We start from the raw sequence: 22865 nt of genomic DNA, 5'->3' as shown, positions 1-22865 counted from the left end.
AAACATGGATGCTCTCATAATTACATGCGTGTTCTTGTTTCTATTGCTGTTTGCCATCTGTTTGAAGGAGTGGTATCGGTACTCCATCGAGAAGCAAAAACTGCTCGCACATGTCCATGAGATGAGCGGGAACAAAAACTACGGTGTGCGCAAGCAGGAAACCTCATCCGAGCGCCTGGTCAAACGATTGCTTCGGTACGGAGACGACTATGCTGTCATGGGGCAGCGCATCAACTTTTTCAGTGAGTCGCATGAGGTTGAGGATTGGTTGCTAAAGGCTGGGCGACCGCTAGATTTGACCGTGGCCCAATTCCAAGGGGTCAAAATTTTCATGGCTCTGCTCGGGATCATTGCCGGCACACTGTTTTTCATTCTTCGCTTTCCCTTCTCGCATCTAGGGTTGATCGCTTGGCCGTTGATTGGCTATTTTTTACCCATCCTTCTGTTGAAGAAAAAAGCGCGCGATCGTCAACATCAGCTTCGCTATGACCTGCCTGAATTTCTCGACACCGTAAGCGTGACTCTTCAGGCGGGGGTGAGTCTCGATCAGGCTTTGCGCGAAGTCATCAAGTTTTTTGAAGGGCCGATTCGGGAAGAGTTTTCCCGATTCAATCAAGAACTGGATCTCGGTGTGCAGAGGGAAAAGGCGTATGAACAATTGCTGCGAAGAAACGACAACCCGGAGTTTCAAATGCTGATCAAAGCGCTCATTCAGGGAATGCGCCTAGGGGTGCCCATTGCCGTCACGTTCAAGGCACAGGCGGAAAACATGCGGAGAATCCGCAAAGAGCTGATCAAGGAAAAGGCGGCCAAGGCGTCGCCAAAAGTAACCCTGATCACCACGTTTATCGTGACTCCTACAGCGATTATCCTGATTGGCGGTTTGATGGTATTGAATATTTTGCAGAACTTCAGCTTATTTTCCGACATCATGCCATGATCCATGGCTTCACTTCTAGGAGGTGATGCCCGTCAGCGAGATGGGAGTGCACAGTTCTTTATTTTTTATTTATCCAAATCATGAAGGGAGTAGATTTTATATGAAAAGCATGATGCTGAAATGGTATGTAAAAGGTCAGGGAGCTCTTAGAAACGAAAAAGGAGCACAGGCGATTGAGTGGATCGCGTTGGCAGGTGTGGTCATCGCTGTGTTTGGTGCGGTGATCGCCTACTTTGATAAGGACCCCGCACTCGTTGGAGAATCCATTGGGGATACATTGAGCAATATCATCAAAAAATTAGACGGAAATTAATCAACGATTGAATGCTTTTTGGGTGATGAGCATATGGAAAAGAGGTGGTGAAGGAATGCTTCTTCACCACCTGAACCATATGGCGCTTCATACATAGCAAGTCGAAATCAAGCAGGAGGTAACACTTTGATGAGACTCGTGAAGGGAATAATTGCAGTGATCCTCCTGTTGAGCCTGTTAACGGCGTGTTCGCAGGAGGCAGATACACCTCAGAACACAGAGGGCCAAAATCCTTCTGTTCCACCAAGCACGGAAACACCGCCTACGCAAAGCCAACCGCCAGACCAAACAGGGGAACCAAATGCCGAGATGACGCGAGAAGAAAAGGTAAAAGCGTTGGAGGCAATGGCACAGGAAGGAATGCCGCTAAAGCGGGAAACGACAGAGGACTTCGTCAATTCGCCGCCAGGACGTTTTTCCGGTGTTTCGTATGACAACAACAGGGAAGAAGTATTGCCTGAACTTAAAAAGTTCCCTACTGTTGAAAACCCGGACGAAGAAATGATTAACAAATACTACCTTGCCTTGTTGGGGCTGTTTGCACAGAGCTACCCTGATCCGCAACAAATCATGGATGAACTGAAGATGGCCTCATTTGGGAATCCGGACATCGATGATCCGCGGTTCAAGTTTAAAGAAAGCTACAATGTGGAGATTATCCTGGACGCGAGTGGCAGCATGGCCGCAAAAGCGAACGGCAAGACGAGGATGGATGCTGCCAAAGAAGCGATTCAAGCCTTTGCTGAATCTTTGCCGGAACAGGCGAATGTCGCACTGCGCGTATACGGGCACAAGGGCAGCGGGAAAGAGTCGGATCAAGCACTATCTTGCGGCAGCAGTGAACTGGTGTACGGGATGCAGCCTTACAACAAAGAAAAGCTGCAGCAATCTTTAAATCAGTTCCAGCCTACCGGATACACTCCGATTGCCTACTCTTTGCAGGAAGCGAAAAAGGATTTAAGCAAATTACCGGGAGATAAGAATACCAATATGATCTTCCTCGTCAGTGACGGAATCGAAACGTGCGATGGTGACCCTGTCGAAGCTGCCAAACAGTTGGCCCAATCCGAGATTACGCCGATTATTAACGTGATTGGATTTGGTGTAGACGGTCCCGGGCAGCAGCAGTTGAAAGAAGTCGCAAAGGCAGCAGGCGGCCGCTATGTTCTGATTCAAGATCAGAAGGAGCTGCAGGACGAATTCAATCGCGGGAAAGAAATCGCGAACAAGTGGAAAGAGTGGAAAGCCAATGCATCCTACGAAGCCGTATCCACTCGTAGTTCTCGATCGATCGACATTAGTCACTTTGCTTTGAAATGGAGCCGTATCGCCAAACGGGAAAATCATGATCTAACATCTGTGATCATGACCATGGATGCAAACAACATGATTTCAGATGAGTTCGCCGATCATCTGCGGAAGTTGAACGATGAGCAGCTAGAAATCGCGCAGAAAAAGGCAGATGAACTGGAGCAATTCCTGGATACCTTGAACGAGAAGTCCTATAAGGAAGCCGTGGATGCGATCAACCAGAAGTTTGCACAAAACACGAAAACAAACTAGAGACGAAATCTCCAAAAGGAGGTTTGTAAAGTGAGGAAATGGTTAAGAGGCCCAGTGGCAGCGGCTACTTTCGCTTTTCTGATTCTTATGATGAATCTGTTTCCGCTGGTGGGCATGGCAGCCTCCATGCAGTATCAAGGACTGCAATACGAGGCCCCGAAGTGGGATCAGCCGAATCTGGAGTCGCCACAATGGGAGCAGCTCAACCCACAAGCGCCGCAGTGGGAACTAAACCCGCAGGCTCCTGATTGGGAAAAGCTAAATCCGCAGGCGCCGAACTGGGATCGGACGAATCCGCAAGCACCAAATTGGGATCAGATAAATCCGCAAGCACCTGATTTGCAGGGGCCAAACGTCAATTACTCGAACCCGCAAGCGCCAAATGCAACTGCACCGGCACCGAATGTACAGATGCCTTCTTCTCAGCAACCCGGCGTTGATCCCGATAGCCCGAAGCCGATGACGGAGACGCTTGAATACGGTGCAGTCAAATGGACGTTCAAGGACGTCATGGGCGGTACGCTGGCATACAGCGCTGATTTGCTCATGAATGGCGAAGTAGACATGGCAGCGGGACTTCGTGGCAAAGGCTTGTTCTTGGGAGATTTGGCGATAAAAGGCCTTGATCTTGCCTTCAAGAATACGCCGTATGTAAACACAGTAACAGGATTGGGTGTCGATTCACTCGACGGGATGAACGCGTGGGCCAACTATCAATTTGTGTTGGCGCAATTGCCGAATAACAGTTTTCGAGATATTTTCCAAGGTGGTCAGCTCACAAATTCGGCAAATCCATCCGGCGTCAGAATGCCGGGGATCGTAAAGGGCTTAAATGTGGGCGTAGCAGCGATCAGCCTTCCGTTTGACATCATGGATACGTTCGGTAGTTTTGGCATGGCGTTTGATCCGAGCCAGAATGAAGCTACACAAAATGAGAAATTTGTGGATGGCGTCGGTAATTTTGGCAGTGTGCTGATGGATGCAGGGGTCATTGCTTCTGTCATCCCAGGTGGGCAGGCGGTAGGCGGTGTGCTTGTTGTCACTGGTGCGGTTTTGTGGGGATTGAGCAAACTCGTGAAGTACGCTGACAAGCTAGCCGGAGGAGCGATTACCCGTGGAATCCGGGATGGGGTCGGTAAAGCTGTTGGCTGGGTAAAATCCTTATTTGCGTAACGGAGGTCCTTGCTTATGAAAGTCGTGAATACACCACAGGTTCAGGCTCAGATCGAGCGGAATAAGCGTTTTTTAGAGAGGACAGAGCTGTATAATTACCCGGCCTACGTTGACGGAGAATATTACTACCATGTGGCGTACTGGAAATGGGGCAAAAAAGACGCTGTCGGGTACTTGGTGTTGCGACCGGATGGTGAAGTGGTTCGCCGCCATGAAGCAGAGCCCGTAGTGAAACTGTTTTTGGTGCATGCACATGCGGGGCGCAAGATTAAGAACAATCTGGCCATTGATAAGGATAAACCCATCGAGATGTACGAGCAAAAATACGAGTATCTGAGGGCGCTTTTGCCCAGTTACCAGGATAAGATGGACACGGTGCTTCGGCAAGATGCAGAGAAGCTGATCGACGTTTGCAAAACCATGATGGAAAGCCGGGACCAGCTACGTGTCATTTATGATCGAGGGATGGATCTGCTCAATCAATTTTTCGCGCGCAACTACATCATCGCGGGAGAAGAAACGGCATTGCGGGATGTGTTATTTGAATCCGACTACATTTTGTATGATCGCATTCGCAAACAGGTGCTGATCAAAGACTCGGTGGATCGGCTTTACCAGTTTTTTCAAGCGGATCAAGTAGAACTGGATCGGGTACAGGAGCAGAAACGAAAAAAGCTGAGCGACTTGCTCTCTGCTTATAAAGACAAAACGCTGCGGAATATTGCCAATGAATCCGTGAAGAGCTTTGAGACGCATACGACAGGGAAACATGAGTCTTTCCATTCGGTTGAACAGTTGCGGGAGGCCCACGAGAAGCTTAATATGACCATCTTGGAAAACGGGCTGATGGATAAGCTGCGAAACCCTTAACAGGAAAGGTGAGAGAAACCCATATGCATCCCTTCAAAGAAAGCATTCGTTTTTATGCACGGAACATCGAATCGTTGCTGCTCTTGTCCGCCGTGCTCGTGGTTCCGTTTTTTATCATCCACAACTTTACGCTGAACTACCTGAATCTGATCGCCGCGATCACGGGCGCCAAATTCGTCGCTAGCTTTTTCAATCTGTTTTTACTTCTTCTGTTTTTGCTGATCCTCCAGATCCCTTTTGCCCAGTATGTCCAAAGTGATCTGGATGGCGATGAGCGTCCGATTCGAAAGGCATTTCGGGCATTTTTTGAACACAGCTTTTCCGTGTTCGTATTTGGGATCGTGTTTAGCTTTCTTGTCTCTACAGGAATGATGCTGTTCATGATACCCGGGCTGATTCTGATGGTCTTGTTCTATTTGACGCCGTTTTTTGTAGTGCTGAAAAAACAATCGGCTTGGCGCTCTTGGCGAGCTGCCATGGAAATGGGCAAAAAGCATTTCTTCCAAATCTTTGGCCTGTTGCTACTGGTGAGTGTGGTGGAATGGCTAATCAGTATGGCGGGCTTGTTCCTCGTCACGTCGATTACAGCGACCTTCGGGGCGGTTATGTTTATTGAGTTGTTGCTCAATGTGATTGTTCTTCCGTTTTTTGCGGTCATGTTCATGATGTACGTCAATAAATGGAAGGACGAGGCGGCAAGAGCGGAAGCAGCTATAGCAGGGGGATTGCTGCTCGATGAAAGGTAGCTTGCAAATAAGTTCGAGAGGAGATGAGCGAAGAATGCGCCTGAAGAAGATCGTTTCCAATGAAAAGGGCTCGGTCACCGTAGAGTTTATCGCCATACTGCCGTTCGTCTTTCTGATCATGCTGATTTGCTGGCAGTTTCTTGTGGGCGTCTACGGCGTCATCATCTCTCAGTCGGCAGCAAATGAGGCGGCGAAGGTGTATGCCATAACGGGGAATTCGGGTGAAGCCATACAAGCTGCCAGAAACGTGGTGAACGCGGCAGGAGGCTATATTTCCTTCAGTGACGGCGATATCAGGTGGGATGGTGACGGATATTTTACAGCCAAGGTCGGCGTGCAGATGGAATTGGGGTTCCTTCCTGATTGGCTTTATATCAAAAAGGAGGACCGATATATCTCTTTTGATCGGGAAATAAAGAGCAGGGTGATGAACTAGATGGCACGTATACTGCGTCACTTGCAAAATGAACGTGGAAATATGACGATCTTCACCCTGACGATTTACTGGTTTATGTTCATGTTGGTGTTTGTTGCGCTTTTCAACTTTTCGACCATTTTTGTAGACAAGGAGCAGGCGTCGAACAGTGCGCAGCAGGCGAGTATTGCGGCGGTGAAGGATATTTATGATGAGATGGAGTGGGCTATTAAAATACATGATGCGTCACCCCAGCGGTATTATGACCAAAATTATCTCACGCTCAAACTAGGAGCTGCCAAGAGCCAGATGAGAGCATCGCACGCCGATTGGTCTCAAAGTGAAATTGAATATGGCGCGATTGACTTGGTATTGAGCAACGAATTGCCAAGCAATGTTGAGTTGCAAACTTATGTCTACGCTGGCTTGCAAACGGCAACAGCAAAAATTACTGGGGTGGTTGCCAAAGTGCTATCAGACAACAATGCAACGCTCAGCGGCTCGTCCGTCCAATTGTTCAACAGTGACAATCGGATTGAAGTAACAACTTCTGTAAAGTACGAATCGGAATCGATGGGCTTTGACTTCATTCCTGCCTATTCCGAGCAAATCTACCAGACAGGGGAAAGCAGACGGATCGGTTTTATTGATGAAGTAAGCGGATGGGCGAATCTGCATATCCCTATGTAGGAACGGGGAGCATTGGAGGAAATGGCATGACAAGAAAGCTACAAAAAATGCAGCGGTTCTGGAATGGAATGACGGTGATCATCTATGGCGTTTTCCTGCCGCTGTCCTGTCTGTTCATGGCGTTGGGTGAAAAGCTCCCATATGCACTGCTCTTTTTTATGTTTGCTCTTCCTTATATTGAACAGGCTGGCATGGACCATTTGCGTCGAAAAGAAATGAGTCGGTGATGATCAAGTGGATGAGAAGGAAGGAGTAGGCCATGTCCAGACAAGAACGAAACTGGCAGCGCTTTTGGCGATACATGATGATTTACTTTTACGCCCTGATCGTACCGGCTACGGTCATCGGTGCATTTTATCGAGAAGAGTTTCCGTTGCAACTGCTCATACTCGCCATCGGTATGCCTTTTATCAAAAGAAACCATCTGGCGTTCATCCGAAAGAAAAACGCGGCGATCTGATCAACAGGGCAACAAGGCAAGGAGGATATGACCGAATGCGTAACACTAAAATACGGATGTCGCTCTTGATCAACAGCATCATGATCATGCTGCTGCTTTCTGGCTGTTCAATGGGCGCAATAGGAGCGGGTACAGGGATCGGGCAAAATCAATGGCCGCAGACGACACAGGAATTGATTGCTTCACAGCCTGGGCCGCTTGCTGGTACACAATTTTTCCACGCAGCTTATCCGCATCGAGCGGAGATCATACAGGTTTTGGATAAAATGCCTACCCTGGTCGACGGGATGAATGATGCTTATTTGGATTTGTACTGGAATCAGTTGCTCACTCTGTTTTCTGAGGATTACCTCAGTCCCCAAATGGTTGTAGACCGCTGGAGAATGGCTTCGTATGGCAGTCCTGACATCGAGGACGCCCGCTTTCAGTTTCGGGAGAATTTCAACGTAGAAATCATTCTGGATGCAAGCGGCAGCATGGCTGGGAAAATTGGGGACAAAACGAAAATGCAGCTCGCCAAGGAAGCGATTCAGGAATTCGCGGAAGCACTGCCTGAAGAGGCGAGAATCTCGCTGCGCGTGTATGGACATAAGGGAAGCAATGCGAATGAGCATAAACAGCTCTCCTGCGGCAGTAGCGAGATGGTCTATCCATTGCAAGCCTACGAAGCGAAAGGTCTTGAGCAAGCACTTGGCATGTTTGAGCCGACGGGCTGGACATCCATTGCCCACTCCTTGCGTCTCGCTCAGGAGGATTTGGCGGGATTCGAAGCGGATAAAAATACGAATGTTATCTATCTGGTCAGTGACGGTATCGAGACGTGCGATGGCAACCCGGTGGCAGTAGCCAAGGAATTGTCCCAGTCCAAAATTATGCCGTTGTTGAACGTCATCGGCTTTGACGTGAATGCAGATGGGCAGAAGCAATTGAAGGAGATTGCCCACGCGTCAGAAGGTCTGTATGCAAATGTGACGAACCGCGAGCAGTTCAAGCAAGAGCTGGAACGCGCGAAAGAAATTGCTCAGAAGTGGGAGCAGTGGAAACGGGATGCTTTGACAGAAGCAGACGCTGTGCTGATCGACCGCAAAAAATGGGTGGATGCTTACGACCGGGACTGGTACGAGAAAAACTGGCGGGAGAGCCTGAACATAGGAATGGCGATCGAGCATTTGTCTGCGAGTGGCAAGATTGGCAATGAAGCGAGGGAGTACCTTACTGGGAAAAGGCAAGAAAGAGAAGCGTTGGCTACACAGTCCAAGGAGGAGCTTACCAATTACTTGGTGAGTCTCACAACCGAGACCTATCAGGAAATGAGAGAGGAAATTGAGGATAAATACAGCGGAAACTAACAGCAATGGGTTCCCCGTTACAAAAGCGATTGCAGTCGCAACGGAGAACCCACTGTAAATGTAAAGGGGAGGGAGCATCAATCATATGTGAACGTAACGACCTGTTGCAGGCCTGGGTCCACTCCGACTGCCACATCATTTAGGCCATCTGTGTAATAAAAGTAACGTTTGGCGTCATTGGAATGAGCGTCAGAAGCTTTCACCAATTGGAAGTCGTTCGTCGCAAGCAGGTTTTTCGAGCGGATGAAATCCGATGCCGTCTTTTCCAAATCTGCTTCTGTCATCGTTTTTGTCGCCATTTCTCCGTTTATTCCAATAACGTCAATCGACAGGGAAAGAATTTGCTTGGACTTCGGTTCGATGATGGCGTGAAAGCCATGGACATCGCCACTCACAGGTTCGCGTTTCAGTACGGCGTGAACAGGGACTCCTCTATATACCGAATTGGTTGGGTCCTCCAGCGTGATTTCCCGATCAGTCGTATCAACATCCATCTGATAATATTGTCTAACAGCGGCTGCAGCGATTTGCGCCGCTTCTTCTTTTCCGAGCCCATGTACGGTATCTGGTGAGCTGGAGGAGCATCCCATTAACAAAAAGACGAGAAGCGCCGTACCCAGCCATGCGAACTTTTTCATTGTGAACATTGTGAACCCTCCAGCCATCCCAAGTCATACGTGTAGTCTTTTTTTATCCTAACAGGGATTGTTTCGACTCCCTATCGATTAACCTTTCCATTACCTTACGATGTTGTAAGCTTCGAGAAAAATAGAGGGAGTGACAGGACTTTGGGCAAAAAAGACGAAAAATTCAGATCGTAGGCAGTGTATGTGAAAAACGAGGGGGTAAATGGAATGAACGCTATCGAGCTGAATCAAGCGCTTCAAATGTATGTCAGGACCGAGACCTTTCCTGTAGGAGTTAGCATCCGAAAAGAAGAAGCCGCTCTGCCATCAAAGGCAAAGCGACCTGTCCGTGATCTGGGGTATCCGATTACCATTTGCCAAGCTGTCGGTTTTTCACGGCGTTATGGCTGGAGCATTGCGATGAATGGAGCCGATTTGTCCTGTCCGATCGCACAGGTGGCTTTTGGGTATGAAGAGCAGCCGGCGTTTTATTCAGAGGGGCATCTCGCCTGTGGGATGTATACAGATTCATTGGAAAATGGGGCGAAAAGTGAGGAGGATGTCCCGAAATTTTCAGCAGAAGAAAGCGGCTACTACGTATCGTTTCCGCTGGAGCGGGCAGAGATCGAGCCAGATGTCGTGGTGATTTACGGCAATGCGGCACAGGTCATGCGATTGGTGGCGGGGATGCTGTACAAGCGCGGTGGATCGATTCCTTCCACCTTTTCCAGTCGGGCCGACTGTGCGGACATTGCGATCAAGCCGATCCAGACGGGACAGCCACAAGTGATCGTACCGTGTTATGGCGATAGATTGTTTGCCCAGACACAGGATCATGAGATGGCCTTCAGCTTTCATTTTCGCGATGCCGCCGAGCTGGTGGAGGGATTAGTGGGAACGCAAAAAGGCGGAATCCGTTACCCGATCCCGTCCTTCTTGCGTTATCAGGCAGAGTTTCCGCCGACCTATCAAAAGCTTGCGGGGATGTTTGGAGAAAAAAACTAACCCTTCAGTCGGGTGAGCTGGAGCAGGTGATGGCGATAGTGCATTTCTACGACAGCAAACCATTCCTTGGCCGTCAGCGGTCCGAAGGCTGGGTGAGCCACCGTGTGATGCGCAGGAATTTCGTCCAGAGTCGGTTCCAGCTCTTTCATTTGTGAGAGCACGCTGATGAGTCCATCACGCAATTGCTCCTTGCTTTCTGGTTGTGCAGGTGTGTACTGTGGGGAGGCAGGGACTTTCACGCGAATGGGAGGCAAGGAGCCTTGAGCAAATATCGTCTGTCCGATCTCGGATTTTTCGGTACCTGCTTCTGTGACAGCAGGACCTCCTTGTCTACACTTCTCAAGACTTCCCAGTTGAAAATAGCGGGCAGTTTGGATCAAGTGAAGGTACATTTGACCGATCGACCATTCCTCTTCACTTGGTTTTTGCAGGAGTTGTTCCATGGTGAAGCCTTCTAATTCATGCAGGTAGTGGTTTGTCACATCTTCAAATTTGTTCACGATTTCCTTTGTATTCATGGGCGAATCAGCTCCTCTTGGTTTTCTTGCTTTTATCATATTCGAACGCTCCTGACAGCAGTATGTCAGTAGCGTTCGAATAATTTTTGGGCTTCTTCGCGAATTCGGTTACGCAAGGACTCAGGCGTAAGAACAACCGCATCTGCCCCCAACCCCAGTACCCAAGACAATATTTCTTCGATTTGTCTGACGCGCAATCTGACGAGAAAGCCGTCCGGATGTTCCGTAATCTCTTCGATAAAAAAATAGCCCGATTCTTTTACCCGATCAGCGATAGTTGGTCTGATGACGATTTGCACCTCCAGGGACCGATCGTCGAGAGGCTTGTAATCAGCAAAATGGAAATGGTCAGGGACGATAAAGCGGTCTTCCAATACAATCAGGCCGCTCATGCGGGACAGGCGGAATCGACGAATATCCTGTCGCAGATCACAATGTGCGAGCAGTATCCAAGAACCCCGAACTAGTACCAGACCATATGGAGCAACGTCACGCACTGTTTCACGATCATCCCCCTCGCCGGGCGTCCCCCTCCGATAGCGGAACCGCACCTTCCGCTCATTGATGATCGCATCGTGGAGGAGTTGTGCATGCGCTTTTTCCTGCTCGCGCAGATTGTTTGCTCTGGGGCTTACGAGGCGAAAGGTTGAGCGGATACGGCTGGCTTGTTTGCCTACATCCGCAGACAGGATCGCTTCTACTTTGCGCTGTACAGCTCTTGCGCTGTTGCCAAAGTTTTGGTCAAATGCTTGCTCGACCAAGTCCGCTCCGATCAGGAGTGCAACGGCTTCTTCTACAGAAAAGCTGACGGGCGGCAAAAAATACCCTTCCATTAACGAATATCCCTGACCCGGTGCCCCAACGATGGGAACGCCTGCTTCGCTCAATGCCTGCATATCACGATAAATCGTCCGGACACTCGTCTCGAAGGTCGCGGCCAAATCCTCTGCGCGCAACGTACCTTTTCGCTGTAGCTCCAGAACGATTGCCAACAAACGGTCTGTTTTATTCATGCTAGGCTGCTGACCTCCTCTCTATCAGCTAAGCAACTTTATAAAAATGATTGGACATCTTTAAAATTATTTTAGATTTACCCTACTTTTTATTTTAACAGTTTTCCCTATCCTACATGTGTAAGTGAAGGAGGAAGCTGTGAATGAAAAAGAGGGTTTTTTGGCTTGTCATTTTATCGCTGTTTGGATATATCGTTTTTCAAAAAATTACAGAAGGACCACCTAATGCTGGAGGACATATGGAAACAGTGGGAGAGGCTACCGGTGTGGAGTACCAATCGATACAAATAACAAAAGATCAAATTTATCAGGGAGACCTTCTCTTGGTCAATAAAGACTATCCGGTTCATGAGGCAGGGGTAAAAAACGATGTGGTTCGGTTGTCTGAGCATGAAGAACTGTTACAAGGCTATACTTTGCTCGATCATAGACTCGAAGTGTCGGAGCGTGTAGCCAAAGTATTCTTGGAGATGGTCAAAGCTGCGCAACAAGATAACGTGAGCCACTTTATCCTGAACAGCGGTTATCGAGGTAAGGAAGAACAAGAGAAGCTGTATGAAGAAATGGGGCCAGCGATCGCGATGCCAAGCGGTTATAGCGAACATAATGTAGGTTCTGCGCTGGATATTGGATCGACGCAAATGAAAATGGAGCACGCCCCTGAAGGCAAGTGGCTGGAAGATCATTCGTGGAAATACGGTTTTATTTTGCGCTACCCGAAAGACAAGGTAGCCATTACAGGAACGGTATTCGAGCCCTGGCACTTCCGGTATGTCGGTTTGCCGCATAGCGCGATCATGAAGCAGAATAACTTTTCGCTGGAAGAATACCTGGATTACGTAAAAGACAAAAGAAGTATCTCCGTGACAAGCGATGGGAAGATCTATGAAATTAACTACTACCCTGTCGATCAAGAGATGACGATCAAAGTACCGATTTCGAGCAACTATGAGATTTCGGGTGACAACATGGGCGGCGTGATTGTGACAAGCTACGTCAACGAGGAACAGAAGGAGTGAATCTAATGAAGAAATTGACTGTCGCGATTTTGTTTGGGGGATGTTCTTCGGAGTATGAAGTATCCCTTAAATCGACGAGTTCGGTGCTAGAGAGTTTGTGTCTGGAAAAGTACGAGGTGATTTTGCTAGGAATTACAAGGGAAGGGCAATGGCTGCAATATACCGGCAACATCGAAAACATTCGGAATGACAGTTGGCATCAAAGTGAGTCGTGTGTACCTGCCTTTCTCTCTCCTTGCAGACAGGTGCGGGGAATCGTAACACAGGAGAACGGTGCCATGATGGTCAGGAAGGTTGATGTGGTGTTCCCGATTTTACATGGCAAAAACGGAGAGGATGGAACGGTGCAAGGGCTATTGGAGCTCGCCGGAATTCCTTTTGTCGGTTGTCACACGCTATCCTCTGCTATTTGTATGGACAAGGATATTGCCCACACGCTGGCGGAGTGCTCCGGTATCAAAACGCCAAGATCCATTACCGTTTATCCAAATACGGATCTGGCAACTGTTCAATCTGCCACCGAAGCACTGGGATTCCCTTTGTATGTCAAACCGGCAAAGGCAGGGTCTTCGATTGGGATTACGAAAGCATACAGCCCATCAGAATTGGTTTTCGGGATAGAAAACGCCCTGCTGCATGATGACAAAGTAGTCATCGAGGAAAACATCGTGGGATTTGAGGTAGGCTGCGCGGTTCTAGGAAATCGTGAGGTCATTGTGGGGGAAGTGGATGAGATCGAATTGCTCCAAGGCTTCTTCAATTATACAGAAAAGTATTCATTGGAGACTGCCCATATCCATGTCCCGGCAAGAATTGACGACGAACTCGCTCATAAAATCAAGCAAACAGCCACCCATCTCTATCAGGTTTTTGACTGTCGTGGCTTCGCTCGCGTGGATATGTTTGTCACACCGGACGGAGACATTGTGTTTAACGAAGTGAATACGATCCCCGGCTTTACCTCGAAGAGCAGGTATCCAAGCATGCTGCGTGCTGCGGGGATTTCCTATAAAGAGCTTCTGGATACGTTGATTATGCTAGCGTTGGAGGAGGACTAATCGATGACACAACCTCACGTCTCGACGATTTCTTTGAACAGCGACAATCTGCATCACGGCCATCTGATTTTGGTGAATCGTCAGTACCCGATCCGCTGGCAAACAGACGACGGTATCCTGCTGAACCGCATGCGGCTGATTGACGGAGCACACAACCATATGATGCTGGAAAACACGGCTGCGAAAATGTTTGCCAAACTGCTGAAAGCCTGCAACGCGGAGCATACAATCGTGCCAGTCAGTGGCTTTCGCAGCGAGGCGGAACAAAAGGATATTTATGATCAATCCTTGCTCGAAAATGGACAGCTGTTTACCAGTCAATTTGTCGCGCGTCCGAATGAAAGTGAGCATCAGACAGGGCTTGCGATAGATGTAGGGGAAAAGAAGGAGGAGATCGATTTTATTTGCCCTTCTTTTCCCGATCATGGCGTATGTCGAATGTTTCGCCAACGCGCCAGTCAATATGGGTTTATCAAACGCTACGACAAAGACAAGGAGCAGCTGACAGGGATTTCGGATGAGCCTTGGCATTTTCGATATGTGGGCTATCCGCATGCTGTTTTGATGGAAAAGCTTCAGTTTTGTCTGGAAGAGTATATCGAGTATGTGAAAAACTACGAATTCCATCAGGAGCATTTGCTAGTGGATGATGAGAGCATGGAAATCTACTATGTAAAGGCTACCGATACAGTTACGCACATCCCGATTGTTGCTGGTGAGAGCTACGAAATATCGGGTAACAACGTGGATGGATTTATCATTACGGTGTTTCGTCAGGAGGCACGTAATGAACGCGGGGAGTGAAAAGCAGTATGGCGGGCTAGATCGATTTCGAATCATGGCAGCGATCCTTGTCATCGCAATCCATACTTCTCCCCTGCTGTCCATAAGCGAATGGGCTGACTTTACACTGACACGAACAATAGCCAGGGTTGCGGTTCCGTTTTTCTTTATGTGCACGGGATTTTTCTTCTTGCAAAAGCTTGGCACAGATAGCCACCGAAATGCGTCTATGCTGAAGCAGTTTTTATGGAAGGTAGGGAAGCTTTATTTGCTTTCGATTCTTCTTTATCTTCCCGTGAATGTGTACGCAGGGTATTTTACGGATCAATTTACCGTATTTTCAGCAGTGAAGGACCTCTTGTTTAACGGGACCTTGTATCATCTGTGGTATTTCCCTGGCATCATGCTGGGGGTGTGTATCAGTACTTTTTTGTATACAAGACTATCCGCATGGAATACGTTTTGGGTGACTTTGCTGTTGTATGGCATCGGGCTATTGGGAGACAGCTACTTTGGATTTGCACAGATGAATCCGTATGTGGACAGTATCTACCAATCGATGTTTACCCTGTTTGATTACACGCGGAACGGTATATTTTTTGCCCCTGTGTTTATTGTCATGGGAGGGATGATTGCCAATACCCGCAGACGGAAAAAGAAAAAGGTCGTACCGTATGCTATCGGACTTGGATTGTTCGGAAGCATGCTGGTAATGGAAGGTTTGCTTTTGCACGCTTATCAACTGCAACGCCATGACAGTATGTACATTTTTTTGATACCGTGCATGTATTTTCTCTTTCAACTTCTGTTGTTCGGGAAAGGCAGTAATCGCCCAACCTTACGAAAGCTGAGCCTGTATGTGTATGTCATTCATCCGCTGTGTATTGTGCTCATTCGCGCAGCGGCCAAGGTAACGGGACTGACACCGTTGCTTGTTGAAAACAGCTTGGTGCATTTTACGCTGGTCATGGTACTGTCGTTTGTTCTTTCTGTGATGGCGATAAAGGTGATCCAGCGCATTCGAGGTAAGAAACCGGATCAAACCGGGCGAGCATGGGCTGATATCCATCTTCCTCATCTCCAACATAATGTAAGGGAATTTCAGCGGGTTCTCCCGAAGGATTGTGCAGTGATGGCAGTCGTAAAGGCGCAGGCATATGGCCACGGCGGATGGCAAATCGCGAGGTTCTTAAACAAGCTCGGGATTGATCACTTCGCAGTTGCCACAATCGACGAAGGAATCGAGCTAAGGAAGAAGGGCGTAAAAGGGGAGATTCTGGTGCTTGGCTATACCGATGAACGACGGATACGCCAAATCGCCCGTTTCAGATTGATGCAAACCGTAGTAGATGACGAATATGCCCAAAAACTCAATGGCTACAACGTGAAAATCTCTGTTCATATCAAGATCGATACGGGGATGGGGAGACTCGGGGAATCTTGGGACCACACGGAAAAAATTGCGGCCATGTATCGATATAAAAATTTGCAGGTATGCGGTACCTTTACGCATCTGAGTGTGGCTGACAGTTTGGAAGCTTCGGATATCGAATACACGACAAATCAAATCGCCCGTTTCCAGAAAGGGATCGAACAGCTGAAAGAAAAGGGGATCGATCCACAAAAGCTGCACGTTCAGAGCAGTTACGGCGTGCTGAATTACGGGGAGCTGCAATACGATTATGCTCGGATTGGGATTGCTCTCTTCGGAATGCTGAGCAAGCAGGGAGACAAGGTAAAAACAAGTGTCGACCTACGACCTGTGTTATCACTGAAAGCAAGAGTTGTGCAGGTGAAACAAGTGGAAAAAGGAGCATCCGTGGGCTATGGACGTGCCCACACAGCACAGAAAGACAGTAAGATCGCCATCGTATCCATTGGATATGCAGATGGGGTTCCGCGCATGCTGTCAGATGCGGGCGCTACCTGCTTGATCAAAGGAAAAAGGAGACCGATTATTGGCTTTGTCTGCATGGATCAGCTTATCGTAGATATTACAGATATAGAAGAGGTGCAAAGAGGGGATGTTGTGACCTTTATCGGCAGAGATCAAGAAGAGGGGATTACTGCCGAGGAAATGGCCCAACCGTGTAAAACCATTACGAACGAGCTGGTAAGCCGTTTGGGAGAACGTGTCACAAGAGTCTATCATAATTGATCTTTTGGACGAAAACGAGCATAGGGAGTGGTTTATTTTTTCATGGCGAAGGGGAGACATAGCTTTCGTTCCAAAATGCTTGGGCTTCTTGGGTTTGGCATGCTTCTGTCCGGTATCGTAACCTATCTGCTCTATAAAGTACTCCAGTTTTACTATCGGGCGGGGGTTAAGTACGAAGATCCGCTCGCCCAGGTTCGCTATTTCATCAGGGAGATGGGGGATATCAATTTCTTTTTGATTGTTTTTGCTCCCATTGCGATCTTGTTTTTCTATCTCCTGACCAAACGGTATGCTGGCTACTTTCGGGAGATTTCTACGGGCATTCATTATCTCGCGAGTGGAGACTTTACACGGCATGTCCATATTCCATCCAATGATGAGTTTGCAGAAATTGCCAAGGATATCAATCTAGCAAGCGAAATGCTGCAAAAGGCGGTAGAAAGAGGAGATTTCGCCGAAAGCAGCAAGGATCAGCTTGTTTTGAATCTGGCGCATGATTTACGCACACCACTGACATCTGTTCTGGGTTATCTGGATCTCATTTTGCGAGATGAGCAGATAACACAAGAACAAATGCGGCATTATGCGACGATTGCTCTTACCAAGTCGCAACGATTGGAAAAGCTGATTGATGAGCTCTTCGAAATTACGAGAATGAATTACGGCATGGTCAACCTCGAGCAAAAGGTCATTGATTTGAGTGAATTGCTTGTTCAGTTAAATGAAGAGATGTATCCTTCCTTTGAGAAAAATGAACTGGTCGCGCGGTGTACGATTGCTGCTCATTTAGTGATCGTGGGAGATGGGGAGCTGTTGGCGCGCGTATTTGAGAACATCCTGACCAATGCGATACGCTACGGGGGAGATGGTCAGTTTATCGATTTGAACGCTTATCGTGAGGGAGATGAAGTGGTTGTACAAATCATGAATTACGGTGACCAAATACCCGAAGAGGCGCTTCCGCATATTTTTGAAATGTTTTTTACGGGCGACAAAGCGCGAACGCACCAAGGGGGAGGCACAGGACTCGGCCTGTTTATTGCGAAAAATATCGTCGAGAAGCATCGGGGAACGATTTCTGTTCAAAGTGATTTGATTCGTACATGTTTTGAGGTCAGGTTGCCGTATGGGACAATCATTTAATAATGCTGTTGACTCGCGAGCAAAAGGGTGCACGTACAAGAAAAACGATTTGTCACAAATGCCGAAATCGCTGTGATTATTCTGATATGCCACGTAAGTCTCTTCATCATAGGAGGCTTATTTGTGCTTGATACCAAGTTGTTTGCGGGTTAAGAGTTTGGTCCACCTTGCTGAGAGAAAGACTGTTGCCAATTGCTCCGACTGAAATTGGATTTCGAAAGTCGATTCATGTTGTGGTTATCGGCAACATCACGGGTAAATTATACGAAATTTTAAAGTGTTCAAAGTTTCAACAAAAGTAATTTGACGAACTATATTTGGTGAAATAAACTAAAATATGTAAAAACGCAAAAAGGTGATCTTATTATGAATAAATACATTAAGTGTTACCTAGTTGTATTATTAAGTTTTTCTCTATTAATGTTAGCAGCTTGTGAACCAAGCAATACGAATGCACAAGTTACCAATAAGATTGATGTGCAAACGTTCAACTCAAAATTCTCACTTTTAAAAGAGAATTTTAAACCGGAGGGTTATGTTGAGGTAACTGAGGATTGGAATATTAGAAATATTGTACCAGCTATTAATGATGAGCCTAAAGAGTCACTGGATCAATTTCATGATAATAATAAAACTTTAGTTTATAAAAATGAAAAAAATGGTGTAGTAATAATGCTTGGTGTGGCACCAGGTCCTGAGGGAGATTTTCAATGGACTAATTCAGTTAGTTATTCCCCGAATTTTTACAACTCCAAGGACGAAAATAATGGTATTACTAGGGCGTATAGTGATAAATTTCCTAATACTTTTGTAAATGTATATAATTTTTCGGGAAATGGGCTATCCGTTAGCATGGTTGCTATGACGTTAACATCACAGGATGTAGATGTTCAAAAATTATACTCAGAATTCTTAATGATGTTGCTGAATTATTTAAATAAGAAATCTTAATTTGGTTTTATAGCCTAGTAGGTTATGAAATGTATGGACTTTGGCGGACTGATTATGGCATTTAAGAGAAAAGCGTTATCTACCTTTATTTTAGGATTTTCTCTCCTATCATCTAGTATTTTACCAACTACTCAAAGAGTATATTACAGTTACGGATGGTACTGAATTAAGTGCAAAATATACATCGACTGTAAAAGAAACTGTTCAGAGTACTCATGATTGGGCAGTTGGTGTAGAATTTCCCATAAAATTAGTAAAGGTCGATTTGGGATACAAGTTTGTTTCATCACAAACACATGAAGTCGTAAAAGGACAAGAAATTAATGCTACCTTTAAAAAGCCAGGTTCGTATGTTATCAGACTGTGGGCTGTTGCTGAGGTATACAATATATACGCGGATTGGCGTGCTAAAGTTTATCCAGGAGAAGATACAGTGGTAAAACAAAGGCGTATTGGAAGGATTAAAGTGCCGACACCATTTACACACACAGAAGTGAAAGAATCAAAATAGGGGTTATTTAATGTGCGGAATTTACAAAATAAAAAGTGATCTCCCTATTTACTAAGGAGATCATCTTTGGGAAAACTGAGTATTTCTCATTCTGAGAATGACTCAGTTAGATCGTTGACTACCACCTCAACAATCTAAACGTTATTTTACTGATTTATTGTTAGTTAGTTAGTTAGTAAAGTCACCCCGTTAGATCGTATGTAAGAAATGGGGTTCGTAGTGAATCTTATTCAAAAAAGGGCAGGGAGCCTCGTCCCTGCCCTTTTCGCTATTATGGTACTTTTTAAATCAAATTCTCCGGGTTCAAGCCTTCCAGCTCTGGCAACACAAAGCGCCCGTCTTTTCTGATCAGCACATCGTCAAACCAGATTTCGCCGCCGCCGTATTCAGGGCGTTGGATTTGGACCAAGTCCCAGTGAATGGAGGAGCGGTTGCCGTTGTCTGCTACTGTGTAAGCATTCCCTGGCGTGAAGTGGAAGCTGCCCGCGATTTTTTCGTCAAACAGGATATCCAGCATTGGGTGGAGGATGTGCGGGTTGAAGCCGATCGCGAATTCTCCGATATAGCGTGCGCCCTCGTCCGTGTCGAGGATATCGTTCAATGCTTTGGTATTGGAGCTGGTCGCTTCCACGATCTTGCCTTCTTTGAAAGTGAACTGAACATCATTGAAGGTAATGCCATTGTAGATCGATGCCGCGTTGTAGAAAATCGTTCCTTCAACGGAATCGCGTACAGGAGCGGTGTATACTTCGCCATCCGGGATATTGCGTTTGCCGTCGCACTTGATGGCATTGATTCCTTTAATGGAGAAGCGCAGGTCCGTTTTTGGACCGACGATGCGTACACGATCAGTGCGCTCCATCAGCTCTTTCAACGGAGTCATGGCAGCGGACATTTTGGCGTAGTCCAGATTGCAGACGGAGAAGTAGAAATCCTCAAAGCCCTCGAGACTCATTTTGGACAGTTGCGCCATCGACTTGTTCGGGTAGCGCAGTACAACCCAGCGTTTGTTCGGAACGCGCTCGTTCGTATGTACAGGTTGATACAGGACGCGAGCGTAAATGCCCATTTTGTCTTCCGGTACGTCGGCATACTCGTTGATGTTGTCGTAGGCGCGGATAGCGATGTAAGCGTCCATGTCCTTCATCCGGTCATATTCGTATTTTGCCATCAGGGACATGTGTTCTTCGCTCGTGCCTTGATAGAGTGCACGCATGATTTCCTGGTCTTTCAAGGTGACCAAAGGCAGAGCCCCAACTGCAAATGATTCACGCACAAGTGCACGAACGAGTTCAGGTTGCAGGCCTGTATTTTCGATCAGAACTTTTTCGCCTTTTTGCAAATGGAGTGAGTAACGGACGAGACGGCTTGCCAGTTCATTAATGCGTGGATCTGCCATAGGTGGTAACCTCCGTAGTAAAATAATTTTGATTAATGATTAATTTGTATTATTACACAACTGAACGAGGGCTCGCCAGTGTGTTTGATGCTTGGATTACAGGCAAGCCTCGTAAATCGCGATCACATCAGATTCATTCAATTTTCGTGAGCTAGGCAGATACCCGATTCCGCGTCCGCCGATGCGAACCGCTTCTTCCGCCATTTGCGCCAGCGATTGTTTGGTCACGCCGAAGTCAGACAGACATTCTGTGATTCCCATGCGCTCATACCAACGGCGAACGGCTTCAATCGTTGCTCGTGCTGCTTCGCCCTCGTCCTCCACGGTAACGCCAAAGCAATGACGTCCCATACGGGCTAGTCTCTCGGGCCGGTCTTGCAAAATCACCTGTTCGAAATAAGGAAGGGACAGGATCGCCAGTCCACGACCATGAGCCATATCGTAGATCCCGCTCAGCGGATGTTCAATTCCGTGCAACGGCATACCAGCACCGCGACCGCCAGCAGCGAAGGGACTGATGCCCAGCGTGCTCGCCCACAAAAGGGTGGATCGTGCTTCTGCATGGTCTGGTTGCTGGATCGCTGTGATGGAGTGCTCGACGACGAGACGAATGAGTGTTTCGGAAATCCCGTCCTGAATGTGGGTACCTTCCGCGCTGATCAAATAGTTTTCAAACAGATGGGAAAAGATATCGGCGCAAGATTCCGCTGTGACGCGAGCCGGAACGGTAAAGGTAACAGACGGGTCAAGAATGGCAATCTTCGGGTAAAGAGCGGGACCGTTGATCGAAGATTTTTCATGCGTGTCCCAATGAGTCAGGACGCTGATATGGTTGGCTTCCGAACCTGTAGCGGCTACTGTCGGGACGGTCATGATCGGCAGTGCTTCCTGAACGGGTACCAGCAGTTGACCAGAGCCACTCGGATTTCCCCGCATGTAATCATAGATCGGGCGTCCAGAAACGGCTGCTGCTGCAATCGCTTTGGAGGCATCCATTACGGAGCCGCCACCGATAGCCAGAATGAAGTCACACTGATGCTCACGAGCAAGAGCAGCTCCGGCATCAACCGTTGCCGTACGCGGATTCGGTTCGATTTTGTCAAAAACAAGATACGCCACTTGAGCTTCCTGCAACAGAGCCTTGGCGCGGTCCAAAAGTCCTGTACGTTTGGCCGCATTGCCGCCTGTGACGAGCAATGCTTTTTGGCCCATCGATTTTGCTTCTTGGCCCAAACGCTCCAGTTCGCCTATGCCAAAGTAAATCTTGGTAGGAAAAGACACTTCAAATGGAAACATCTGAAATTCCTTCTTTCACGTATTGGTTGTACCACTGACAATTTTATCATAAACAAAAGAAAAGAGCCTGCCCGAGGGGAAGGCTCTGCTCGTTCATGCAACGCGAAAGCGATCACTGATTTCTTGCAACCGCTCAGATAAGGATAGAAGCTCTGTAGCCAGTTGACGTGATTTCTCAATGGAAGTGAGCTGTTCGCGCGAGGCGACCAGCATTTCTTCTGTGCTGCTTTTGGTCTCTTGGGAAATGGCAACAAACGCATCCAATGCCATGTCTACCGTGTGCAAGCCTTCGGTTATGTCGGATAACCCCTCGTTGGCTATATGCAGCTCTCCCGTTGTCTGATCGACAGCTTGTCGAAGCTCAAGAAAAGCAGAGGCGGCATCTGAGAGCTTTTGCAGGCTTTGCTGAAGCTGTTCGGATGCTTGAGAGGTTTCGGAGGAAATCGCATAGGTTTGTTCCTGAACAGCGTCCATCAGCCGCGTGATTTCTAAAGTGGCGTTTTCCGACTCATTGGCAAGCTTGGCTACCTCGCTGGCCACGACTGCAAATCCACGCCCGTATTCTCCAGCGCGGGCCGCTTCAATACTCGCGTTTAAAGCGAGAAGCTTGGTTTGCTTCGCCACGTTTTGGATCAGATGAACAACATCTCCAATGGATTCTGATTGTCGACGCAGTTCAGTCATGCGGGTGTCGACCTGTGCGTACGTGTGGGAGAAGCGGTTGATCATCGTGTTCAAATCATCGATACGATCTTGTCCATTATGGGTGACTGTCTGCATCTTTTTACCGGCTTCAATCACAGAGAAAATACGCGCGAACAGTCCGTCCATCGATTGCTTGATGTGCTGAAAGGAGGCGCTGGCAC

At 47.6% G+C, this 22865-nt stretch carries 24 protein-coding genes; 18 read left to right on the top strand and 6 right to left on the bottom strand.

Annotated features, from left to right (window positions below):
* The first annotated feature begins 4 nt into the window (after positions 1–4).
* The 11 genes from HP568_RS21505 (at position 5) to HP568_RS21455 (ending at position 8519) form a co-directional block, all read left to right on the top strand.
* Positions 5–940, top strand: a complete 936-nt coding sequence (locus HP568_RS21505; RefSeq protein WP_048031034.1) for a type II secretion system F family protein — start codon at positions 5–7, stop codon at positions 938–940.
* Positions 941–1040: 100 nt separating this feature from the next.
* Entirely contained in the window at positions 1041–1253 is a 213-nt protein-coding gene (locus tag HP568_RS21500) for a hypothetical protein (RefSeq protein ID WP_048035675.1), read from the top strand.
* Positions 1254–1382: 129 nt separating this feature from the next.
* The gene (locus HP568_RS21495) at positions 1383–2816 is read left to right on the top strand and encodes a vWA domain-containing protein (protein WP_173630186.1); all 1434 of its coding nucleotides are present in this window, start codon (positions 1383–1385) and stop codon (positions 2814–2816) included.
* A gap of 30 nt (positions 2817–2846) precedes the next feature.
* Positions 2847–3989 carry a hypothetical protein gene (locus HP568_RS21490; protein ID WP_173630185.1) on the top strand — a complete coding sequence of 381 codons (1143 nt, stop codon included), beginning with the start codon at positions 2847–2849 and terminating at the stop codon, positions 3987–3989.
* A 15-nt stretch (positions 3990–4004) separates the two neighbouring features.
* A complete protein-coding gene (locus HP568_RS21485) occupies positions 4005–4859 on the top strand; it encodes a hypothetical protein (RefSeq protein ID WP_173630184.1) in 855 nt (284 codons plus the stop codon).
* An 8-nt stretch (positions 4860–4867) separates the two neighbouring features.
* The gene (locus tag HP568_RS21480; RefSeq protein ID WP_309142234.1) at positions 4868–5605 is read left to right on the top strand and encodes a hypothetical protein; all 738 of its coding nucleotides are present in this window, start codon (positions 4868–4870) and stop codon (positions 5603–5605) included.
* A 34-nt stretch (positions 5606–5639) separates the two neighbouring features.
* Complete coding sequence (locus HP568_RS21475) at positions 5640–6041, top strand: TadE/TadG family type IV pilus assembly protein (protein WP_048035676.1); 402 nt, start codon at positions 5640–5642, stop codon at positions 6039–6041.
* Positions 6042–6710 carry a Tad domain-containing protein gene (locus HP568_RS21470; protein ID WP_048031044.1) on the top strand — a complete coding sequence of 223 codons (669 nt, stop codon included), beginning with the start codon at positions 6042–6044 and terminating at the stop codon, positions 6708–6710.
* Positions 6711–6736: 26 nt separating this feature from the next.
* On the top strand, positions 6737–6937 hold the full coding sequence (locus tag HP568_RS21465) for a hypothetical protein (RefSeq protein ID WP_235617602.1): 201 nt from the start codon (positions 6737–6739) through the stop codon (positions 6935–6937).
* Positions 6938–6969: 32 nt separating this feature from the next.
* Positions 6970–7170 carry a hypothetical protein gene (locus tag HP568_RS21460; RefSeq protein ID WP_017249694.1) on the top strand — a complete coding sequence of 67 codons (201 nt, stop codon included), beginning with the start codon at positions 6970–6972 and terminating at the stop codon, positions 7168–7170.
* Positions 7171–7205: 35 nt separating this feature from the next.
* Positions 7206–8519 (top strand): VWA domain-containing protein, encoded by a 1314-nt coding sequence (locus tag HP568_RS21455; RefSeq protein WP_173630183.1) that lies wholly within the window; start codon positions 7206–7208, stop codon positions 8517–8519.
* Positions 8520–8596: 77 nt separating this feature from the next.
* On the opposite strand, the gene HP568_RS21450 is transcribed toward HP568_RS21455, so the two are convergent.
* Entirely contained in the window at positions 8597–9166 is a 570-nt protein-coding gene (locus HP568_RS21450; protein WP_254551401.1) for a putative periplasmic lipoprotein, read from the bottom strand.
* 207 nt (positions 9167–9373) lie between these two features.
* Between HP568_RS21450 and HP568_RS21445 the strand changes: the two genes are divergently transcribed.
* Positions 9374–10150 (top strand): DUF169 domain-containing protein, encoded by a 777-nt coding sequence (locus HP568_RS21445; RefSeq protein ID WP_048031050.1) that lies wholly within the window; start codon positions 9374–9376, stop codon positions 10148–10150.
* Here the strand turns inward: HP568_RS21445 and HP568_RS21440 are convergent.
* Positions 10147–10668, bottom strand: coding sequence for a DinB family protein (locus HP568_RS21440; protein ID WP_173630182.1), 522 nt, complete (start codon positions 10666–10668; stop codon positions 10147–10149). The genes HP568_RS21445 and HP568_RS21440 overlap by 4 nt on opposite strands.
* Positions 10669–10733: 65 nt before the next feature.
* Positions 10734–11681: a helix-turn-helix transcriptional regulator gene (locus HP568_RS21435; protein WP_048031054.1), complete on the bottom strand. Its 948-nt coding sequence runs from the start codon at positions 11679–11681 to the stop codon at positions 10734–10736.
* Between the two features lie 143 nt (positions 11682–11824).
* Here HP568_RS21435 and HP568_RS21430 point away from each other — a divergent pair, with 143 nt between their 5' ends.
* The 6 genes from HP568_RS21430 to HP568_RS21405 all read left to right on the top strand — a co-directional run bounded on the left by HP568_RS21430 (position 11825) and on the right by HP568_RS21405 (position 18793).
* Positions 11825–12700 carry a M15 family metallopeptidase gene (locus tag HP568_RS21430; RefSeq protein WP_048031056.1) on the top strand — a complete coding sequence of 292 codons (876 nt, stop codon included), beginning with the start codon at positions 11825–11827 and terminating at the stop codon, positions 12698–12700.
* A 5-nt stretch (positions 12701–12705) separates the two neighbouring features.
* Positions 12706–13758 carry a D-alanine--D-serine ligase VanG gene (gene vanG, locus HP568_RS21425; protein WP_173630181.1) on the top strand — a complete coding sequence of 351 codons (1053 nt, stop codon included), beginning with the start codon at positions 12706–12708 and terminating at the stop codon, positions 13756–13758.
* A 3-nt stretch (positions 13759–13761) separates the two neighbouring features.
* Entirely contained in the window at positions 13762–14562 is an 801-nt protein-coding gene (locus tag HP568_RS21420; RefSeq protein ID WP_048031058.1) for a M15 family metallopeptidase, read from the top strand.
* A complete protein-coding gene (vanT, locus tag HP568_RS21415; protein WP_173630180.1) occupies positions 14546–16699 on the top strand; it encodes a serine racemase VanT catalytic subunit in 2154 nt (717 codons plus the stop codon). Before HP568_RS21420 ends, vanT begins: the two co-directional genes overlap by 17 nt.
* Before the next feature lie 42 nt (positions 16700–16741).
* Positions 16742–17842, top strand: coding sequence for a sensor histidine kinase (locus HP568_RS21410; RefSeq protein WP_173630179.1), 1101 nt, complete (start codon positions 16742–16744; stop codon positions 17840–17842).
* A gap of 366 nt (positions 17843–18208) precedes the next feature.
* Positions 18209–18793, top strand: a complete 585-nt coding sequence (locus tag HP568_RS21405) for a hypothetical protein (protein WP_173610691.1) — start codon at positions 18209–18211, stop codon at positions 18791–18793.
* Positions 18794–19587: 794 nt separating this feature from the next.
* On the opposite strand, the gene HP568_RS21400 is transcribed toward HP568_RS21405, so the two are convergent.
* From HP568_RS21400 to HP568_RS21390, 3 genes are all read right to left on the bottom strand, one after another.
* Complete coding sequence (locus HP568_RS21400; RefSeq protein ID WP_048031063.1) at positions 19588–20703, bottom strand: aminopeptidase; 1116 nt, start codon at positions 20701–20703, stop codon at positions 19588–19590.
* Between the two features lie 96 nt (positions 20704–20799).
* Positions 20800–21999, bottom strand: coding sequence for an iron-containing alcohol dehydrogenase (locus tag HP568_RS21395; protein ID WP_173630178.1), 1200 nt, complete (start codon positions 21997–21999; stop codon positions 20800–20802).
* A 93-nt stretch (positions 22000–22092) separates the two neighbouring features.
* A partial coding sequence (locus HP568_RS21390; RefSeq protein WP_254551399.1) for a methyl-accepting chemotaxis protein occupies positions 22093–22865 on the bottom strand: 773 nt, incomplete at its 5' end.

The sequence above is a fragment of the Brevibacillus sp. MS2.2 genome (assembly GCF_013284345.1).
In the GTDB taxonomy this organism is placed as follows: domain Bacteria; phylum Bacillota; class Bacilli; order Brevibacillales; family Brevibacillaceae; genus Brevibacillus; species Brevibacillus brevis_C.
The sequence above is the reverse complement of the archived record's forward strand: the minus strand, read 5'-3'. Positions and strand labels throughout refer to the sequence as shown.

What these genes read in the sequence shown, in the direction of transcription:
- HP568_RS21500 (WP_048035675.1), top strand. Translation starts at nt 1,041, where the DNA reads ATGAAAAGCATGATGCTGAAATGGTATGTAAAAGGTCAGGGAGCTCTT.
- vanG (WP_173630181.1), top strand. Translation starts at nt 12,706, where the DNA reads ATGAAGAAATTGACTGTCGCGATTTTGTTTGGGGGATGTTCTTCGGAG.
- HP568_RS21485 (WP_173630184.1), top strand. Translation starts at nt 4,005, where the DNA reads ATGAAAGTCGTGAATACACCACAGGTTCAGGCTCAGATCGAGCGGAAT.
- HP568_RS21430 (WP_048031056.1), top strand. Translation starts at nt 11,825, where the DNA reads ATGAAAAAGAGGGTTTTTTGGCTTGTCATTTTATCGCTGTTTGGATAT.
- HP568_RS21465 (WP_235617602.1), top strand. Translation starts at nt 6,737, where the DNA reads ATGACAAGAAAGCTACAAAAAATGCAGCGGTTCTGGAATGGAATGACG.
- HP568_RS21395 (WP_173630178.1), bottom strand. Translation starts at nt 21,999, where the DNA reads ATGTTTCCATTTGAAGTGTCTTTTCCTACCAAGATTTACTTTGGCATA.
- HP568_RS21470 (WP_048031044.1), top strand. Translation starts at nt 6,042, where the DNA reads ATGGCACGTATACTGCGTCACTTGCAAAATGAACGTGGAAATATGACG.
- HP568_RS21410 (WP_173630179.1), top strand. Translation starts at nt 16,742, where the DNA reads ATGGCGAAGGGGAGACATAGCTTTCGTTCCAAAATGCTTGGGCTTCTT.
- HP568_RS21445 (WP_048031050.1), top strand. Translation starts at nt 9,374, where the DNA reads ATGAACGCTATCGAGCTGAATCAAGCGCTTCAAATGTATGTCAGGACC.
- HP568_RS21420 (WP_048031058.1), top strand. Translation starts at nt 13,762, where the DNA reads ATGACACAACCTCACGTCTCGACGATTTCTTTGAACAGCGACAATCTG.
- HP568_RS21460 (WP_017249694.1), top strand. Translation starts at nt 6,970, where the DNA reads ATGTCCAGACAAGAACGAAACTGGCAGCGCTTTTGGCGATACATGATG.
- HP568_RS21505 (WP_048031034.1), top strand. Translation starts at nt 5, where the DNA reads ATGGATGCTCTCATAATTACATGCGTGTTCTTGTTTCTATTGCTGTTT.
- HP568_RS21475 (WP_048035676.1), top strand. Translation starts at nt 5,640, where the DNA reads ATGCGCCTGAAGAAGATCGTTTCCAATGAAAAGGGCTCGGTCACCGTA.
- HP568_RS21440 (WP_173630182.1), bottom strand. Translation starts at nt 10,668, where the DNA reads ATGAATACAAAGGAAATCGTGAACAAATTTGAAGATGTGACAAACCAC.
- HP568_RS21455 (WP_173630183.1), top strand. Translation starts at nt 7,206, where the DNA reads ATGCGTAACACTAAAATACGGATGTCGCTCTTGATCAACAGCATCATG.
- HP568_RS21450 (WP_254551401.1), bottom strand. Translation starts at nt 9,166, where the DNA reads ATGTTCACAATGAAAAAGTTCGCATGGCTGGGTACGGCGCTTCTCGTC.
- HP568_RS21400 (WP_048031063.1), bottom strand. Translation starts at nt 20,703, where the DNA reads ATGGCAGATCCACGCATTAATGAACTGGCAAGCCGTCTCGTCCGTTAC.
- HP568_RS21495 (WP_173630186.1), top strand. Translation starts at nt 1,383, where the DNA reads ATGAGACTCGTGAAGGGAATAATTGCAGTGATCCTCCTGTTGAGCCTG.
- vanT (WP_173630180.1), top strand. Translation starts at nt 14,546, where the DNA reads ATGAACGCGGGGAGTGAAAAGCAGTATGGCGGGCTAGATCGATTTCGA.
- HP568_RS21405 (WP_173610691.1), top strand. Translation starts at nt 18,209, where the DNA reads ATGAATAAATACATTAAGTGTTACCTAGTTGTATTATTAAGTTTTTCT.
- HP568_RS21435 (WP_048031054.1), bottom strand. Translation starts at nt 11,681, where the DNA reads ATGAATAAAACAGACCGTTTGTTGGCAATCGTTCTGGAGCTACAGCGA.